This is a genomic window from Salinicoccus sp. RF5 (genome assembly GCF_020786625.1).
Classification (GTDB): Bacteria; Bacillota; Bacilli; order Staphylococcales; family Salinicoccaceae; genus Salinicoccus.
In genome coordinates, this window is the sequence record NZ_JAJGRC010000004.1 from 1 (window position 1) to 17,628 (window position 17,628).

General features: G+C 46.2%; 16 protein-coding genes, 1 rRNA gene, 1 other RNA gene and 1 riboswitch. Of the genes, 5 read left to right on the top strand and 13 right to left on the bottom strand.

The window, feature by feature from the left end; translation table 11 throughout:
• From LLU09_RS10875 to LLU09_RS10920, 10 genes are all read right to left on the bottom strand, one after another.
• Positions 1-82 (bottom strand): 16S ribosomal RNA (locus tag LLU09_RS10875); the annotation flags it as partial.
• Positions 83-401: 319 nt separating this feature from the next.
• Entirely contained in the window at positions 402-998 is a 597-nt protein-coding gene (recR, locus tag LLU09_RS10880) for a recombination mediator RecR (RefSeq protein ID WP_228311765.1), read from the bottom strand.
• A 1-nt stretch (position 999) separates the two neighbouring features.
• Positions 1,000-1,323: a YbaB/EbfC family nucleoid-associated protein gene (locus tag LLU09_RS10885; RefSeq protein WP_040106938.1), complete on the bottom strand. Its 324-nt coding sequence runs from the start codon at positions 1,321-1,323 to the stop codon at positions 1,000-1,002.
• A gap of 76 nt (positions 1,324-1,399) precedes the next feature.
• Positions 1,400-3,052 carry a DNA polymerase III subunit gamma/tau gene (gene dnaX, locus LLU09_RS10890; RefSeq protein WP_228311766.1) on the bottom strand — a complete coding sequence of 551 codons (1,653 nt, stop codon included), beginning with the start codon at positions 3,050-3,052 and terminating at the stop codon, positions 1,400-1,402.
• A 120-nt stretch (positions 3,053-3,172) separates the two neighbouring features.
• Positions 3,173-3,438, bottom strand: an RNA gene (ffs, locus tag LLU09_RS10895) — signal recognition particle sRNA large type.
• Between the two features lie 47 nt (positions 3,439-3,485).
• A complete protein-coding gene (treR, locus tag LLU09_RS10900) occupies positions 3,486-4,214 on the bottom strand; it encodes a trehalose operon repressor (RefSeq protein WP_228311767.1) in 729 nt (242 codons plus the stop codon).
• A 57-nt stretch (positions 4,215-4,271) separates the two neighbouring features.
• A complete protein-coding gene (gene treC, locus LLU09_RS10905) occupies positions 4,272-5,915 on the bottom strand; it encodes an alpha,alpha-phosphotrehalase (protein WP_228311768.1) in 1,644 nt (547 codons plus the stop codon).
• A gap of 24 nt (positions 5,916-5,939) precedes the next feature.
• Positions 5,940-7,388, bottom strand: coding sequence for a PTS system trehalose-specific EIIBC component (treP, locus tag LLU09_RS10910; protein WP_228311769.1), 1,449 nt, complete (start codon positions 7,386-7,388; stop codon positions 5,940-5,942).
• A gap of 240 nt (positions 7,389-7,628) precedes the next feature.
• Positions 7,629-8,849: an ammonium transporter gene (locus tag LLU09_RS10915; protein WP_228311770.1), complete on the bottom strand. Its 1,221-nt coding sequence runs from the start codon at positions 8,847-8,849 to the stop codon at positions 7,629-7,631.
• Between the two features lie 96 nt (positions 8,850-8,945).
• Positions 8,946-9,806 carry an SdrD B-like domain-containing protein gene (locus LLU09_RS10920; protein ID WP_228311771.1) on the bottom strand — a complete coding sequence of 287 codons (861 nt, stop codon included), beginning with the start codon at positions 9,804-9,806 and terminating at the stop codon, positions 8,946-8,948.
• A gap of 428 nt (positions 9,807-10,234) precedes the next feature.
• On the opposite strand from LLU09_RS10920, the gene LLU09_RS10925 reads away from it, so the two are divergent.
• The 4 genes from LLU09_RS10925 (at position 10,235) to LLU09_RS10935 (ending at position 12,842) form a co-directional block, all read left to right on the top strand.
• On the top strand, positions 10,235-11,194 hold the full coding sequence (locus LLU09_RS10925; protein WP_228311772.1) for an IS30 family transposase: 960 nt from the start codon (positions 10,235-10,237) through the stop codon (positions 11,192-11,194).
• Positions 11,195-11,241: 47 nt separating this feature from the next.
• Entirely contained in the window at positions 11,242-11,796 is a 555-nt protein-coding gene (locus tag LLU09_RS10930; protein WP_228311773.1) for a hypothetical protein, read from the top strand.
• 589 nt (positions 11,797-12,385) lie between these two features.
• A complete protein-coding gene (locus LLU09_RS12615; protein WP_255620975.1) occupies positions 12,386-12,520 on the top strand; it encodes a hypothetical protein in 135 nt (44 codons plus the stop codon).
• Positions 12,480-12,842 carry a transposase gene (locus LLU09_RS10935; protein ID WP_228311774.1) on the top strand — a complete coding sequence of 121 codons (363 nt, stop codon included), beginning with the start codon at positions 12,480-12,482 and terminating at the stop codon, positions 12,840-12,842. The genes LLU09_RS12615 and LLU09_RS10935 overlap by 41 nt, the downstream gene beginning before the upstream one ends.
• Positions 12,843-13,033: 191 nt before the next feature.
• Here LLU09_RS10935 and guaA read toward each other — a convergent pair whose 3' ends face one another.
• Together guaA and guaB are read right to left on the bottom strand one after the other, a co-directional pair.
• On the bottom strand, positions 13,034-14,578 hold the full coding sequence (guaA, locus tag LLU09_RS10940) for a glutamine-hydrolyzing GMP synthase (RefSeq protein ID WP_228311775.1): 1,545 nt from the start codon (positions 14,576-14,578) through the stop codon (positions 13,034-13,036).
• A 20-nt stretch (positions 14,579-14,598) separates the two neighbouring features.
• A complete protein-coding gene (gene guaB / locus LLU09_RS10945) occupies positions 14,599-16,068 on the bottom strand; it encodes an IMP dehydrogenase (RefSeq protein WP_040106947.1) in 1,470 nt (489 codons plus the stop codon).
• Positions 16,069-16,145: 77 nt separating this feature from the next.
• A riboswitch (purine riboswitch) is annotated at positions 16,146-16,246 on the bottom strand.
• Positions 16,247-16,396: 150 nt separating this feature from the next.
• Between guaB and LLU09_RS10950 the strand changes: the two genes are divergently transcribed.
• Positions 16,397-16,792 (top strand): general stress protein, encoded by a 396-nt coding sequence (locus LLU09_RS10950; RefSeq protein ID WP_040106948.1) that lies wholly within the window; start codon positions 16,397-16,399, stop codon positions 16,790-16,792.
• Positions 16,793-16,856: 64 nt separating this feature from the next.
• Here LLU09_RS10950 and LLU09_RS10955 read toward each other — a convergent pair whose 3' ends face one another.
• Positions 16,857-17,495, bottom strand: a complete 639-nt coding sequence (locus LLU09_RS10955) for a YfbU family protein (RefSeq protein ID WP_228311776.1) — start codon at positions 17,493-17,495, stop codon at positions 16,857-16,859.
• Between the last annotated feature and the right edge of the window lie 133 nt (positions 17,496-17,628).

Sequence of the window (17,628 nt, forward strand, 5' to 3'; positions counted from 1 at the left end):
GCTCCTGATCCGCGCGTTCGACTTGCATGTATTAGGCACGCCGCCAGCGTTCATCCTGAGCCAGGATCAAACTCTCCATAATTGGAAGTTCTCTGACTCCGTTGCGGTTTTACTTGTCGCCCAAGTGGAATGCCGAAGCATTCGTTTTTTCGGAATTAACGTTGACATATTGTCATTCAGTTTTCAATGTTCTCTGTTTTGACTGCTTTACTATTATAGCATGTTGATCTCAGCGATGCAACACTTTTTTATATCTTTTTTAACTTAATAGTAACGTTTGTTGTGTCGGTTTTGCGTTTCGTCCGACAAGAAATAACTATACAGGGTTTCATTAGAGAATGCAAGAGGTTTTTCAAAAAAAGTTTTCCAGACCATTTTTCATTGTAATGGCCTGGTTTCTTCTATAGTTCTGTACGATACTCTATCGCTTTCGAAAGCGTGACTTCATCGGCATATTCCAAGTCGCCCCCGACAGGCAGCCCATGCGCAAGACGTGTGATCTTTACACCGATCGGCTTGACCAGACGGGAGATGTACATTGCTGTAGACTCCCCTTCTATATTCGGGTTCGTTGCCAATATGATTTCTTTTATCTGCTCGTCCTTCAGCCTTTCAATCAATGTGGCCACATTGATGTCTTCCGGCCCGATTCCATCCATGGGACTGATTGCACCATGAAGAACATGGTACATCCCCCTATACTCACGCATCTTCTCCATTGCAATGACGTCTTTAGTATCCTGCACTACACAGACGATGGATCTATCTCTATTCTTGTCCTGACATATATAGCAAGGGTCGATGTCGGTGATATGGCCGCATATCGAACAGAATTGGAGGTCTCTCTTTACTTCCATCAGGCTGCGTGAAAAGCTGACGACATCGTCTTCTTTCATATTGAGTACATAAAATGCCAGACGTTGGGCAGTCTTCGGCCCAATGCCCGGCAGTTTCATGAAGCTGTCGATCAGCTTTGATATGGGTTCCGGATAATGCATGTTACATCATTCCCGGAATGTTCATACCTTTAGTATGTTGGCCGAGCCTTTCACTTGAGAGCTCATCCGCTTTTGTCATTGCTTCATTGGTAGCAGCGACGATCAGGTCCTGGAGCATTTCGATGTCGTCCGGATCCACTACTTCTTCCTGGATTTCCACATCCAGCACTTCTTTGTGGCCTGAAACAGTCACTTTGACCATCCCGCCACCAGCAGTGCCTTCAACTTTCTCTTCTTTCAGTTTTTCCTGCTCTTCCTGCATCTTCTTCTGCATCTTCTGCATCTGTTTCATCATGCCTTGCATATTGTTCATTCCGCCACGCATATATATTCTCCTCCAAATCAGTTTTCATTTTTCTTCTATATAGTATATATGAAATTGCTTATTTTATAAACAGTTATCATGAGCGCGTTTCTACGACGTCACTCCCAAAGATCTCTTTAGCCACATCAGAAGGCTTCTTCCCATCCTCATCTGACTTCTTTTCTTTATTTGCTTTCTTTTCCTGTATATAGTCATGCCTTACCTGCAGCCAGCTCGAATCGGGCACACCCACCACTTTTACATCCTTGCCGATGATGGAAGGGATGACCGCTTCCAGCTCCTGGCGCTTCTTTTCATCCTTATTGATCAGGTCGCTGTGCAGATCACTTTTGAACTTGAGAAGAACATGGGTATCACTTGCTGCCACGGGTTCCGAATCCTTGATCAGGGACCTTAAGGCATGGTACCCCTTCTCCTCAACATGCTGATAAACTTTCGGCCAGTCATCCTTGAGCTTCACCAGATCTTCCTTATTGGCATTATCCAGTACTTTCTCAATCTGCCTCAAGGAGAAGCCTTTTGAAGACCGGCTTTGGGTTTCCTCCCGCTTCTGGGGTTCCTGCGCCTGCGAGTTCGGGGCCTGCGAATAGTTGGAGAGCTTCTTATCAAGCTCCGCCAGCTTCTGCTCGATATGTGAAAGATCCACCGCTTGCGGTTCTACAGATTGATCGTTTCGGTTGAGCACCTGGATCAGCTTGACGATGACCACCTCAAGATGAACGCTCGTATTCACTGAAAAGCGCATCATGACCATGGCATCGTTCAATACATCGATCATTTCATAGAGCACCTTGTCCTCGGTATGCGCAAAAGCGACATCCTCATTGATCTCTCCATCATGCTTCATCAAAATGATATCCCTAATGTAATAGACGAGCTCATGGCTCAGCCTTGTCGGGTCCTTGCCCTCTTCGATGAACTGGTGATATTTGATGAATGCTTCCCTCGAATCCCGATGATCGATCAGCTTCAGCCAATCATTCAGCTCCTCGGATTTGATGCCTCCCGTAATCATGATGGCATCATCCAGTGTAATTACATCATTGCTGTAGGCAATGACCTGATCCATGATGCTGAGCGCGTCCCGCATACCGCCTTCCGACGTCCTTGCGATATATTCTATTGCATCCGATTCATATTCGAGCGATTCACTCTGTGCTACATACTCGAGCCTCTCGACAATCTCATTCAGCTCTATCGCCTTGAAATCGAAACGCTGACATCTCGAGATTATGGTCGCCGGAATCTTATGGGGTTCCGTCGTCGCCAGAATAAAAATGGCATGGCCCGGCGGCTCCTCGAGTGTTTTCAAAAGTGCGTTGAAAGCCCCTGTGGTCAGCATGTGCACCTCATCGATGATATATACTTTATACATTGCTTCAGACGGTGCATACTTGACTTTTTCACGTATGTTCCTGATCTCGTCCACACCATTATTGCTGGCAGCATCAATCTCAATTACATCATTCGCGCTGCCTTCGGTGATGCTCATGCAGATATCGCACTCGTTGCATGGTTCCCCTTCGGAACCGAAACGGCAGTTCAGCGCCTTGGCAAAGATTTTCGCAATGCTTGTCTTTCCTGTTCCCCTGGGTCCGCTGAACAGGTATGCGTGGGATTCCTTATTTCTGATTATCGCGTTTCTTAACGTTTTCGTGACATGCTTCTGCCCCACCACATCTTCAAATGTCTGCGGCCGGAACGCCCGATACAAGGCTTGATATTCCATCCAGCGGCACCTCCATACTGAGTCGTTTATGCTGTTTATTATACCATATATAAACTTTCGTCCCTAATTCCGGGCAACAAAAAATGACTGCATCTTAAGATGCAGTCATCTGATATGTAACCGTGCACCGCTCTTCGAACACCCGGCACAAGCGTTACTCGATCCACCAGCTCAACCCCGGCTGTCCTACGGCACATAGAATGGGCCACTTAATGCTGCTTCCTTCCGGACCTGACATGGTTCGTGACGTTCTATTGCATAGGACCGGGATCTCAACACTGGTGAGATCAAGGCAGTCCTCACACCGAGTATCCTCGGAAGCGGAATTCGGTCCTGCTGGAGCGGATTGCAGGTACAGGGCACCGCTACCTCCCCACTTAGCACGGCACAGTATATAATACCAAAATCCATGGGCCAATGCAAGATTAAACGACTATTCGCCATGAAAGCGGCGGGAGAAGTCCACGAACTTGAATTCATTGGCCAGGTGCTTAGAAACATTGAACTGAAACGGACGGGCATCATTCAGATGAACGATTGAACGGACAGTCGCTGTGTATGGGGGAATGACATTGCCGAACAACTCCAGATCCTGCTCGTTCATCGGTTCAAATGTGATTTCCTTATGGGAATAGGCGATAGTAAGACCCATCCTCTTTTCAATATATTCATAGATTGAATCGGCTGCAATCTTTTCGTTCAGTCCAGGCATCATTTCCACAATGAAGTAATCTATATCCACGATGTGCGTCCTATCCTCAAAACGCCTCTGCCTGATGAGCCGCCAAATCTTCTCCTCGGGCTGAAGCTTCAATGCTTCCATTACCCTGGGGAACTCTTCAGCAGAATACTGTGTCAGTTCCACTACATTCGTGGAATACTGTTTCGTCTTCAGCTGCTGGATTTCCTTGAAGCTTGTCAGGTGGGAAACGGTGAAATCCATCGAAGGGTTATAGATGACCACAGAACCTTTGCCCTTCATCTTCTGGATATAGCCATTCTCCTGGAGCAGGTTCAAAGCTTTTCTGACTGTTTCCCTGGATACATCGAACATGCTGACAAGTGTATGCTCAGAAGGCAGAACATCCCCCTTCTTGTATGTGCCTTCTGCAATGTCGCTCGACACCACCTGATAAATATGATTGTATTTATTCAAATTCATTGTACTCACCCTACCGTCTTCCCGGATGTATTAAAATCTAATACATCATATCCTTTTTCAGTTGTTTTGTCCATATATCATCATGGCTTCAAACGGCCTCAGGACATTCTTCCTATCGGCATAATTGGAGAGGAGCACTTCGCCCTCTGCGTTGATGTTTTCAGGATACGGTACTTCCTTGTTTCTGAAGTTGGCCATGACCGTGATGCGTTCCCCTTCATACAGCCGTTCATATACAAAGAGGTCATCATCCTTCATAAGATGTGGCTTCACGCTGCCGTATGTCAGAACATCCAATTCATGTCTCAACTGGATCAGCTTCTGATACGTATAGAAAATGGAATCGCCGTCTTCGAGGGCGCGTGCAACGTTTATTTCTCCATACTTGTCCGACACTTCTATCCATGGCATGCCTTCTGTAAATCCAGCATTCCTGGAATCATCCCACTGCACAGGTGTCCTCGAATTATCCCTCGATTTGGTCGCCAGTATATCCAATATGAGGGAAGCGTCCATCCCTTCCTCCCTCAGTATCGAATATGCATTGAGACTCTCCACATCACGGTACTGATCGATCCGGTTGAAACCGGGATTGGTCATTCCGATCTCTTCGCCCTGGTAGATGTAGGGGGTGCCTTTCAGTCCATGGAGGGCAATTGCCAGCATTTTTCCACTCAGCACCCGGTTCTCTTCGGTCTCATCATTGCCAAACCTGGATACGACGCGCGGCTGGTCATGATTGCACCAGAAGATGGCATTCCAGCCGCCGCCCTCATCCATTGCCACCTGCCATTCCATCAATATCTTTTTCAGTTCAAGAAAATCGAAGTTGGCAAGCGACCATTTTTCCCCACCCGGATAGTCAACCTTCAGATGGTGGAAATTGAATACGGAATTAAGTTCGTTGCGCTCAGGGTTAGTGTACTTCAGACAGTGCTCGATTGTTGTGGAAGACATCTCCCCAACAGTCATGATGTCCTTGTCCCCAAAAGTATTGCGGTTCAATTCATTGATGTACTCATGGACTTTGGGGCCGTCGGTGTAGAATTCCTTCCCTGGGCCATCGGAGTCCTTGAATTCTCCTTTGGATATCAGATTGACCACATCGAACCGGAAACCATCCACGCCGAAATCTATCCAGTAATTGATCATTTCATATATGTCACGGCGCATATCCTCGTTTTCCCAATTCAGGTCAGCCTGGGTGATATCGAAGAGGCGGAGGTAGTATTGGTTCGTATCCTCATCATATGCCCACGCATTTCCACCGAACTTCGATTCCCAGTTGGTTGGAGGCGTATCATAGGTGCCATCTTTCCATATATAGTAGTCGCGATATTCATTGTCACGGGATTTCCTGGACTCGACGAACCAATGATGCTCCGTTGATGTGTGATTGATGACGATGTCCATCATGATCTTAAGACCTCTGGCATGCGCCTTCTCCAGCAGCTCCTCAAGATCCGCCTTTGTACCGAACTGGGGATTCACCTCATAATAGTTGCTGATATCATAGCCGTTGTCATTCATAGGGGATTCATAGACCGGTGTGAGCCAGAGGTAATCCACACCCAAAGTCGTGAAATAATCAAGCTTATCTATGATGCCCCTGATGTCCCCTTCGCCGCTTCCGGTCGTATCATTGAATGACTTGGGATAAATCTGATAGACCACCGATTTTCTCCAGTCTTTGGATGCCATCTTAAAAAACTCCTTTTGCTTGATTTAATCTTTAACCATATCTTTTGTCTTCTCTTTTGCGAACCTGGAGAAGAGGAGGGTAAGCAGGAACGGAACGACGATTGCGATACCCATCCCTATGGTGAAGAGCAACCAGAAGCCTTCCGTGATCGAGATGACACCCGGCACCCCGCCGACACCAACACTCGCTGCGGTCAGACCATTCATTCCGAAAAGCCCGCCGACGAATGATGTAGTAATGATGGCTGCAAGGAATGGATATTTAAGCGGCAGATTGACACCAAACATTGCAGGCTCAGTGACGCCCAGCCAACCGGAAATACCAGAAGTCATCGCCAGACCTTCCTCTTTCTTCTTCTTCTGTTGACGATAGATCACCCATGCACCGAAAGCTGCGGAGCCCTGGGCAATATTTGAAATTGCAAGTATCGGCCACAGATATGTTGCGCCGGTGGTCCCAATAAGCTGGAGGTCCATCGCCAGGAACATATGGTGCAGCCCCGTAATGACAAGTGGTGCATAGAACAGTCCGTAGACCGCGCCGCCCAGGATGCCTGCTGATTCAAACAACCATACTACACTGTCAGAAATGATGCCGCTCAGGAACAGTGTGACAGGGCCGATCAGAGTAAAGGTAAGTATGCCGACTACAAGTAGTGAAATCGGTGCGACCAGAAGCAGCTTGAACATGTCATGTATGCGTTTATCCAGGAAGTTTTCCACTTTAGCAAGGAGCCACGCTGCTACAAGTACAGGTAGGACCTGGCCCTGGTAGTTCAGCTGTTCAATTTGCAGACCGAAGAAGTTCCATGTTGGAATATCCGCCAGTTCACCGGCTTCAGCATCGAACAAACCATACTGGCTCGCCAAGTCCGGGTGACATAATGCCACACCGAGGGCAATACCAAGCAATGGGTTCCCGCCGAACACCTTCATCGCAGACCAGCCGATCAGCACCGGCAGGAAGATGAATGGTGCAACTGCAATGAAGTTGATCATACTCGCTATACCTTCAATGCCCGGGAAGCGGGTGATGACCGAATCATTGTCCCAGAACAGCCCTTCGACTGTCAGCAGGTTGTTTATACCGAGCAATAGACCCGCTGTAACGATTGCAGGAAGGATTGGAATGAATATGTCCCCAAGCATTTTAATGAACCGCTGTATCGGATTCATCTTCTGGGCCGCTGCCGCCTTGACTTCATCCTTCGAGCCGCCGCCCTTGCCCGTCTCCTCCTCGAAAATCTTAAACGCTTCGTTCACAGTCCCCTGGCCAATGACTACCTGGAACTGGTTGTTCGCAGCAAAAGAGCCTTTGACCAGATCGATCGAATCCAATTTTTCCTTGTCCACTTTGGATTCATCCTCAAGAGCAAGACGCAGTCTAGTCACACAGTGCGTTGCTGCATTGACGTTTTCCTTGCCACCAACCGCGTCAATAATGGCTTTGACATCATCACGGTTCACTGCCATTCATTCCACACTCCTTCTAATGTTGATTTATCGCCATAACTATAACATGTATAGACAACCATGTAAAGGCTTTCATAAATTGAGAAATGTAAATGCAATAAGCTCCATATCATATAAAAAAGCCGCTGTTTAAAGCGGCACAGTATCAGGTTAAGGAAATATTACCATCAGTCTTGATTATATCTTACCCATTGCTGTATTAATGAAACAATTCTCTCCCATTTTATAGTTGATACATAATTATGAATTGGAATATTCATACGCTTTCTCGCCATGGATGACGACATCGAGACCATCGAGTTCCTCTTTTTCATCCGTGCGGAGTGTCGTGAACAGGCTGATGCCCTTTGCAATGCCATACGTCATTACAGCACTGAATAGTATTGTGGCGCTCACCGCTGCAAGCTGTGCCATTACAGGCGTGACTCCGCCTCCCGAGAGGAGACCATCTGCAATTCCCGGATTTACGGCACTTGTCTGGAGAATTCCAGTGCCGATGGCACCGACGATGCCCCCAATGCCATGGAGTCCGAACGCATCGAGCGCGTCATCATAATTCAGCAGGACTTTCAGTTTTGTAATTGCGAAGAAACATATCGCCCCGCCCAACAGGCCAAGTGCCATCGCTCCGCCGTAGGTGACGAATCCAGCCGCCGGTGTGATGGCCACGAGTCCGGCAAGCATCCCTGAGAGTGTGCCGATCAGAGATACTTTCCCTTTTGTAAACCTTTCGACCATCACCCATCCGGCAATACCTGCCGTGGACGCCAGAACCGTATTCGTAAATGCGCTCATCGCAATGGCATCGAAAGTCAGCGCACTTCCTGCATTGAACCCGAACCAGCCGAACCAGACCAGTATGGCACCGACCATCGTGATGACGAGATTGTGCGGCGGCTTCTTATTGTCCGGCTTCCTCGATCCGAGCATCAAGGCAAGCACCAGCCCAGAAACACCCGATGATATGTGTACCACCGTCCCTCCCGCGAAGTCGATGGCCCCGATCGAGTGGATCCACCCGCCACCCCAGACCCAGTGTGCAACCGGACTGTATACAAGGATGACCCATAGGGCCATGAATAAAAGAAATGGTCCAAATTTCATGCGTTCTGCAACCGACCCTGTCAGAATTGAAACAGCTATTGTGCAAAATGTCAGTTGGAACAGCATGTATAGAGCGAAAGGAATCGTTTCGGAAAATGCGGCGTTCGCTTCATAGCCGACTCCCGTCAATCCGATATATGAAAGGTCGCCTATGAACAGGTTGCTCCCTCCGAAACTTAAGGAGAATCCAAGGCCCACCCACACAAAGGTTACGACGACGATGGCAGCCAGGCTGTGCATCGATGTATTCAGCACATTCTTGGACTGCACAAGTCCCCCGTAGAATAAAGCCAATCCAGGCGTCATCAGCCATACGAGCAGTGTACAAAGAAATATAAAAATTGTGTCCATGAGCATTCCCCCAATTCAAGTATGGGAGTATTATATACTCACTTTTTGAATATTCAAAATCCATGTAAAAAAGCCTGACATCACATGTCAGACTTTCTCACATCATCTATTTCGAATGATCCGGATTGCATATACCAGAAGTCCAAGCATAAGGAGCACACTGCCTATGATCACCAGAGTTACGTTCACTCCCGATGCATCCATACCATTCTCTGCAGCCACTTCTTCTGAAGCTTCCATATCCTCCGGTTGCATCTCTTCCTTTTCAGAGACTTCGAAGATGAGACCTTTCTTGCCTTTATCTTCAATCGTCAACGTTTTATCCGCTTCTTCCGCTTCATACCCTTCAGGCACCGTTATTTCAAGCTTATACTCACCGGCGGACACTTGGGAGAATCGGAAATTCCCTTCTTCATCCGTCGTCACTTCATCTGTCTCTGCTCCCGATAGTGAAACTGTGACATCCTCTACACCTCGGCTGTCTGCCATCACTTTTCCTTCAATAGAGAACTCAGTCACTTCAGATTGGCTGACCGCCACTTCCACCGGAGCCTCAACCGGTTCCAATTCTGCAGCCGGCTCATCAGTTTGTGCCTCAACCGGCTCCTCCACCATTTCCTGAGTGAATTCCTCAACAGTCATTTCTATCGTCTGTTCCACAGTCGGTTCCACAGTCGGTCCAGGCACATAGTCTTCATATGAATCTTCGTAAGGTTCCTCGGTCCATTCTTCATATGTCTCCTCAGTTTGAGGGGGAACGTAATCATATGTCTCTTCCGTCCATTCCTCATAGTACTCATCGGTATTTTCTTCTGTAGAAGATTCGAAGGTCGGCTTCTCCACTGGCTCTTCCGTTGGCTCCTCAATGGATGTTTCCTGTTGATCCTCCTGAGTCGCTTCCTCCTCCGTATCTGCAGCCACCCGGGACACGGGTATGAGCATGATGAACAATATAACAGCCATATAATAGGCAATCTTTCGCATGTCGGCCTCCAATGATAGTCCTATATTTTTATTGATGTGTAAATTCCAATCGTCTAATTTCTGTAATACTAGGTTAAATAATACTATAAAGTGAAATTAAAAACACCTCCAATTAAAAGTTCTAGCCTTAATTGGAGGTCTATTATAGCTAAATGTATACTTCAGTTAAGAACACAAAGAGTATAATAATCGCTGTTGTCAAATGAGTTTGAAAAGTTTCAAAGATGCTCATTTTTTTACTAAGAGGTTTTTTAATATATATACAAACTAGTTTACATTCTCTGAATTCATTCATGATATAATTTAATAATCGCCGATTGTAAAATTAAGCTAGACACATAAAAAGGGTCACGCATGATACACTCAAAATGGTTTTCCGACAAAAGAAATCATAGGAGTGATCATGCATGACCTACACCCATATTACCACGGATGAACTGGTATTCATAGAAGCATATTTCCATCACGGCACCCCCGTTTCTCAGATTGCGAAACGACTTGGTCGTGCCCGGCAGACAGTCCACAATTTCATCACACATTTCAAGGCCGGGCACACCGTCATCGAATACTATCAGCGCTATAAGGAAAACAAAAAACGATGTGGTAGAAAACGGATTGTACTGCCAACCGATCAGCAGAAGTATATTGAAAAGCAGGTGGCTCAGGGCTGGACACCGGATGTGATCGTCGGTCGACAGGAAATGCCGATTGACTGTTCGGGCCGTACACTGTATCGAATGTTCAAACGAAAAACCTTTGATGCGGCCACACTGCCGATGCAGGGCAAGAGAAAACCAAATGGCCATAAGGAACGCCGGGGCAGACAGGCCTTCAGACGCAACATCTCTGAAAGAGTGGATGATTATCCCACTTTCAATAAAGAATTCGGCCATCTCGAGGGAGATACCATTGTCGGTGTCCGTCACAAGAGTGCCCTCATCACGCTGGTTGAACGCCTGTCTAAGGTCATCATCACATTGAAGCCCGAAGGCCGGACGGCACAGGCAATCGAGACTGCCATCAACACATGGTGTACCCGAATACCGAAAAATCTATTTAAGTCAATCACCTTCGACTGTGGTAAAGAATTCTCCAACTGGCAGTCGATGAGTAATCGAAATGATCTATCCATCTACTTTGCCGATCCGGGCACACCATCACAGCGAGGGTTGAATGAACATTCAAATGGATTGCTCAGAAGGGATGGCCTGCCTAAAGATATGGATTTCAAGACGGTCGACCAAGCTTTTACCTCATCGGTTGCCGCCAGAAGAAACCATATCCCAAGAAAATCATTGGACTACCGTACACCGTTGGAAGTCTTTTTGAGTTACATGGGTGACAAGGAACTGTCTAGCTTATTTTGACAAACAAAAAATTCAAATAGAAGGAAAGGACTAGAAAAAATATTTAAATGACTAGTTTAAGTCTAATAATAATTTTGTTTTTATTAATATTGTATATTGCCTTCCACGTTATTTTGTTATTTATCATCCCAAACACTGAATCTAATGATTTTTTGATTCTTGCAATGCAGATAATTTTTCTTTCTTTAATTGAACCAATCTATAACTTATTTATAACTACTGTTACAGAAAGGTCAATATTTAAACGTCCTGATAAAAAATTCGAAAATGAAAAAAATACTATTAAGATTAGTGCAGGATTATTACTAATTATTTTATTAGTACCCAGCTATGGGTTCTTCAATAATGAAATAACTTTTACTCTTTTGGTCTTTTTGTTATTTTTAATATTCATATATATAATCATCATAATTTATCTTTGGGTATATGTGTGGTCATTAAGTGAAAATAAAGAAATCAGGAAAATAAAATTCACCTTGCCTAGCGATGAGGGAAATAATAACGTTAGCGAAGAACCAAATGTAAGTACTGTCAAGAGTTTATTATTAATAATAGCACCTATACCTCTATCTTTTCTCTTAATTCTTTTATTTTATATTTAGAGCTTGATTATGATAGACACCCCTAGAATCAAACCAAATACCAGATGGTCTCCTCTTTTTTGTCTAAATCTAATTGGGTATTCAATATTTTTCACCGAACAGTCCTTTTAATCTAATTGAGACAATAAAAACATACTAAGATTAGTACCACAGCACCCGGTCAGGTCCTGTGGTACTATTTTTATATAGTAGAGGTGGAGATCAGGCCGACGGGGCTTTAGGATTTTGAATCCGGAATAAAAACGAGTCTCCTCCACTGTCCTTATCTGAATCAGCTTCAATATGTGAAATCTTCGAGATCGAGTATAAGAAAAGCGAGTCGAGGGGGATACGTGGTCACTTCTACATCACACAAAGGAGGAGAGCCAAATGAAAAGTGTCATACATTTGATGTCAGTATGGGACATAGCTCCATGGTTATCTATGATCCTCGGCAGCCCTGGGAAGCGCCAATCCCAAAACGCACAGAAGAGAAAGCCGGTCAGCTAACTTTGGCGGTTGCAGATGTCTATCCAGCCCTATCTGCGGATGATGTCCGAATTGAACAGCTCAAAAACTATACCGCACGCTTTCAGACCCTGCTCGGCTCATGCAGCAAATGGTCGCCATGTCTCAGGAGAAGGCGGAATACCAAATTCTGATGAGCTTTTCAGACATCGTAAACACTACAGCGTTCCATATCATTGCTGAAACCGGAGACATCAGACGGTCGACACGGCAATAAGCTGAATGCCTATACTGGTATCGACATCCAGCGCCATCAGTCCGCCACTCTTTTGTCTAAAGATAAGATCAATCGACGAGACAACAGGCATCTGTGGAAAATTCTGTACTACATGATCGAGAATATGATTCGGATCCAGTGGTACGTGGATAAGCATCTGGTGGACTACTATCAGAAATTAAAGAAGCAACCCCATGGTAAACACCATAAGGTTGCCTGCATCGCCTGTGTGAAAAAGTTTCTGAAGTGCCTTTTCCATCTTGTCACCACTGGACAGCGATATGATTACGCTGTGGCCACCTACCACTGCGTCAATTGGTAACTCGAGTATACCATAGCCCCTGCTGAGAAAAACTGAAACCGCAGGGCCTATTTGACATGTGAAAATCTCTCTCAGCGGGCGCCCCGCTAGAGAGGGATAAAAACATTGAATATTCGGTTGAAACCTATTGACTAATCGTAAGAAATAACCCTTTAATCATACAGGGTAAAGGATTTTATCTTTTTATTAAACTATTCCCACTCGATCGTAGCCGGCGGCTTGCTTGTCACATCGTAGACCACGCGGTTGATCTGTTCGCTTTCATTGACGAGGCGCTTTGATATGCGTTCCAATACGTCCCAGTCGATCTTGGCGAATTCACTCGTCATACCGTCGATACTTGTGACGGCGCGGATGCCGATCGTGTGGCTGTAAGTACGGTAGTCTCCCATGACACCGACAGAGCGGATGTCGGGAAGGACGGTGAAGTACTGCCAGATTTCACGGTCGAGTCCTGCCTTCTTGATTTCATCCCGCAGAATCCAGTCGCTTTCACGCACAATTTCCAGCTTCTCTTCTGTGATTTCACCAAGGATGCGGATGCCAAGGCCCGGACCCGGGAACGGCTGTCTCCAAACAAGGTGCTCAGGGATGCCGAGTTCTATGCCGAGCTCACGCACTTCATCCTTAAATAATGTGTTGAGCGGCTCAAGCAGTTTGAACTGCATGTCTTCAGGCAGCCCGCCAACATTATGGTGCGACTTGATCGTCGTTGCCGTCTCTGTACCGGACTCGATGATGTCCGTGTAGAGCGTGCCCTGTGCAAGGAAGTCCACGTCTTCAAGCTTGGAAGCTTCATCGTCGAATACATAGATGAATTCGTTGCCGATGATTTTCCGCTTCTGTTCCGGGTCAGCCACGCCTTTAAGTTTATTCAGGAAGCGGTCCTTCGCATCCACTTTGATGATGTTCATGTTGAAGCCTTCGCCGAACTGTTCCATGACCATTTCCGCCTCTCCCTTACGGAGGAGACCGTGGTCGACGAAGATGCATGTGAGGTTGTCACCGATTGCCCGGTGCATCAATACAGCCGTAACAGATGAATCCACTCCGCCGCTCATTGCACAAAGCACTTTCCTGTCGCCGACTTCCTGGCGGATCTTGTCGATTTCAATGTTGATGAAGTTATCCATCGACCATTCTCCGTGGCATCCACAAATATCACGGATGAAATTCCTAAGGAATGTATCTCCATTTTTTGAGTGTTTGGATTCCGGGTGGAACTGCACACCATAGATTTCCTTCTCTTCATGCTTGATGCCTGCATACTGGCATAGCGGCGTATAGGCGATCTGCTTGAAGGAATCCGGTATGTGCGTGACTTTGTCACTGTGGCTCATCAGGACGATTTCGCTTTCAGCCAGTCCCTTGAAGAGGGGCGCGTTGATATCCAGACTGATTTCAGTCGGTCCGAATTCCTTTTCGTTGGATGGGACGACTTCCCCGCCGTTCAGCTGTGTGATGAGCTGCATGCCGTAGCAGATGCCGAGCACCGGTACGCCGAGTTCAAACACTTCAGGGTCTACAGTGAATGCATCTTCTGCATAGACGGAACGCGGTCCGCCTGAGAGGATGATGCCCTGTGGATTCAGTTCCCTTATTTCTTCCATTGTAATGCTCGGGTTATGGAGTTCACTGTACACTCCAAGGTCCCTGATGCGCCGTGTAATGAGTTGGTTATATTGACTACCATAGTCGATAACCAGTATGAGTTCCTGCTCTTTAGCCATTTCCATCTTTCAACCGTGCTCCTATCTTATCTAGAGTAGTTCGGGGATTCTTTAGTGATCTGGACATTGTGCGGGTGGCTTTCAATCAGGCCAGCGCCTGTAATCTTGACGAACTGTGACTCTTCCCTGAGAGCCTCGAGATTCTGTGATCCTGTATAGCCCATCCCGGACCTTAGTCCGCCCATCAGCTGATAGATTGTATCGCTGAGTGGACCCTTATACTCTGTACGCCCTTCAATGCCTTCAGGAACAAATTTCTTCGCTTCCGAATCTTCCTGGAAGTAGCGGTCTTTCGAGCCTTTCTCCATCGCTCCGAGGGAACCCATCCCACGGTATGTCTTATATCTTCTTCCTTGGAAGATTTCAGTCTCCCCTGGAGATTCGCTCGTACCTGCAAGCAGGCTGCCGAGCATGACTGCATGGCCTCCGGCTGCAAGTGCTTTGACGATGTCGCCGGACAGCTTGATGCCGCCGTCTGCAATGATCGTCTTGCCATGCTTCCTTGCCTCGCTCGCTGCATCATAGACTGCAGTGATCTGAGGGACACCGACTCCTGAAACGACACGTGTAGTGCAGATGGAACCCGGGCCGATGCCGACTTTGACTACATCGACACCTGCATCAATCAATGCTTTCGTACCTTCCGCAGTTGCCACGTTTCCGGCAATCAATGTGATGTCAGGGAAGTTATCACGGACATCACGGATCGCTTTGAGCACACCTTCCGAGTGGCCATGGGCCGTATCGATGACAAGTGCATCCACACCTGCTGCGATGAGCTCTTCAGCACGTTTTTTAGTCTCTTTGGCGATACCGATGGCACCCGCCACAAGGAGACGTCCTTGGCTGTCTTTCGCAGCACCCGGGAATTCGATGACCTTCTCGATGTCCTTAATCGTGATCAGGCCTTTTAATATATTGTTTTCATCGACAAGTGGGAGTTTTTCAATTCTGTATTTCTGAAGAATCTGCGCCGCTTCATCCAACGTCGTACCTACTTCAGCAGTTATGAGGTTCTCTTTAGTCATTACATCATCAATCGGTTTTGAATAATCCTCTATGAAGCGCAGGTCACGGTTTGTAATGATGCCGATCAGCTTCTTCTCCTCTGGATTATTGACGATCGGCACTCCGGAAATACGGTATTTGCCCATCAGATGCTCTGCTGCGAAGACCTGCTCCTCCTTCGTCAGGAAGAATGGATCTTTGATGACACCATTTTCGGAACGCTTTACCTTCTCCACCTCGTCACGCTGGCGTTCAATGGACATGTTCTTATGAATGACACCAAGGCCGCCCTGACGTGCAATCGCGATTGCCATCGCAGATTCGGTCACAGTATCCATACCTGCACTCAGAACCGGTATGTTCAGCCTGATGCTTTTGGACAACTGTACGGAGAGGTCCACTTCCTTCGGCAATACTTCTGAATGCGCCGGTACCAGCAGCACATCATCAAACGTCAAACCCTCTTTTTCAAACTTTCTTTCCCACATTCTTATTGCCTCCTATTTTTAAATAGTGCACCTTAAAAAAACATAGATAGGAACAATGAAGATACAGCCGATGATCGGATATCCAATTGTTATTCCATAGTAGCCTTATTTAAGGTAAAGCCTAGAAACTCATAATCCATATTATTATGATTATATGAAATAAAATATTTAATTACTTATGATAGCAAAAAAACACAGTATAAACAATGTATTTTCGATAATGGGGATAATACAGAAAATTTAAACATATGTATAATGTAGGTTTTAGAAGAGCATCAGAGGGAATATTAATTGAAATTGAAGAGGATTCAGGAAAAGGAGGGCCATCGTGAACTATTTTGAGTTGTATGACAGTCAGGAAGCCGTACTCGACCGCATTACACAGTTGAAAGCTGAAGGGTATTATGAAGAGGATATACACCTTATGGGCAGGGAAGATAAAGAATTCGAAGCCCTTGAATATACAGACGTGGTCTACCATATCCATGTAGCGGATGATATAGGACTGAAGGAGATATTGGCCAGAAACGAGCCTGCAGAACGATTTCTCCACGACTATGAGCTTAGTGAAGATGAAATAGAAAGATACTTATTCAAGATCAGCGAAGGGAACTACCTGATGTTTTATGCAGATTTGGCTCTCATGGAAAGGCGTGAGGAACAGCAGGAGAGGGAAGAAAGTGCAGAAGCGGATTTCAAAGGGGAAGTCAAAGACCCTGAATAGATTCGAAGAAATGATCTGAAGCAACCGCTTCAGATCATTTTTATTTCCATATGTTCCTTAACCCCTACTCCTTCATGCCGAGGCCGCTTTCCTTCACCACCTGCAGAGGCTGCAAGCTCCCCACCTCAACAATGTTCAGATTCTTTGGCCTGAGCATCTCCATTTCATTCCCCTTCCCAATGCAGACATTCCTGATTTCATCAAAAGACAGAAGATCCATATATTCGTATGGCTTATAGTTCAGCATCATCTGCCTGTAGTGATGCAACGACAGGTTGTAAGTATCATCTGCCGTATTCTGCATCTCAGTTTCCCGATGACGCACCAAAAAGTTCCAATAGGTGAAATGATGGTATTCTATATTGCTGCTGCTGTCAAACCCGGTAAAATGGATATGATAACCCGTAGACAATTCCTCCCGTGCCGCTTCGGTCAACTGGGCCATCGACCTTTCAATCTTACTGAAGATGGCAAGGATCATATCCACTTCCCCGGCCACCTCCATGGTCACCTCTTCCCCGCTGATCATCTCCATCACATGCGGATATTTCTTCTGTACCCCTTCTGTAAGGATGTCCATGTAGTAGCAGTAGGAAGTATGGTTTTCCGGATCAAGCAGGCTCATGATCTTGAACTGGTTCAGCAGCATCAACCGTGCCAGGGGATTCTCCAGACCCTTCACGTCATTATAGGCCACTCCCATCTAAAATATGTGATCCAGACACCAACAGTTGCTTGCCTGTTCCATTCCATCGTCATTAAGTTGAACATTATTCCCCCCAGCCAACAGCATTGCCAATATGAAATATACTGTATACTTTTTCAAATTCATATCC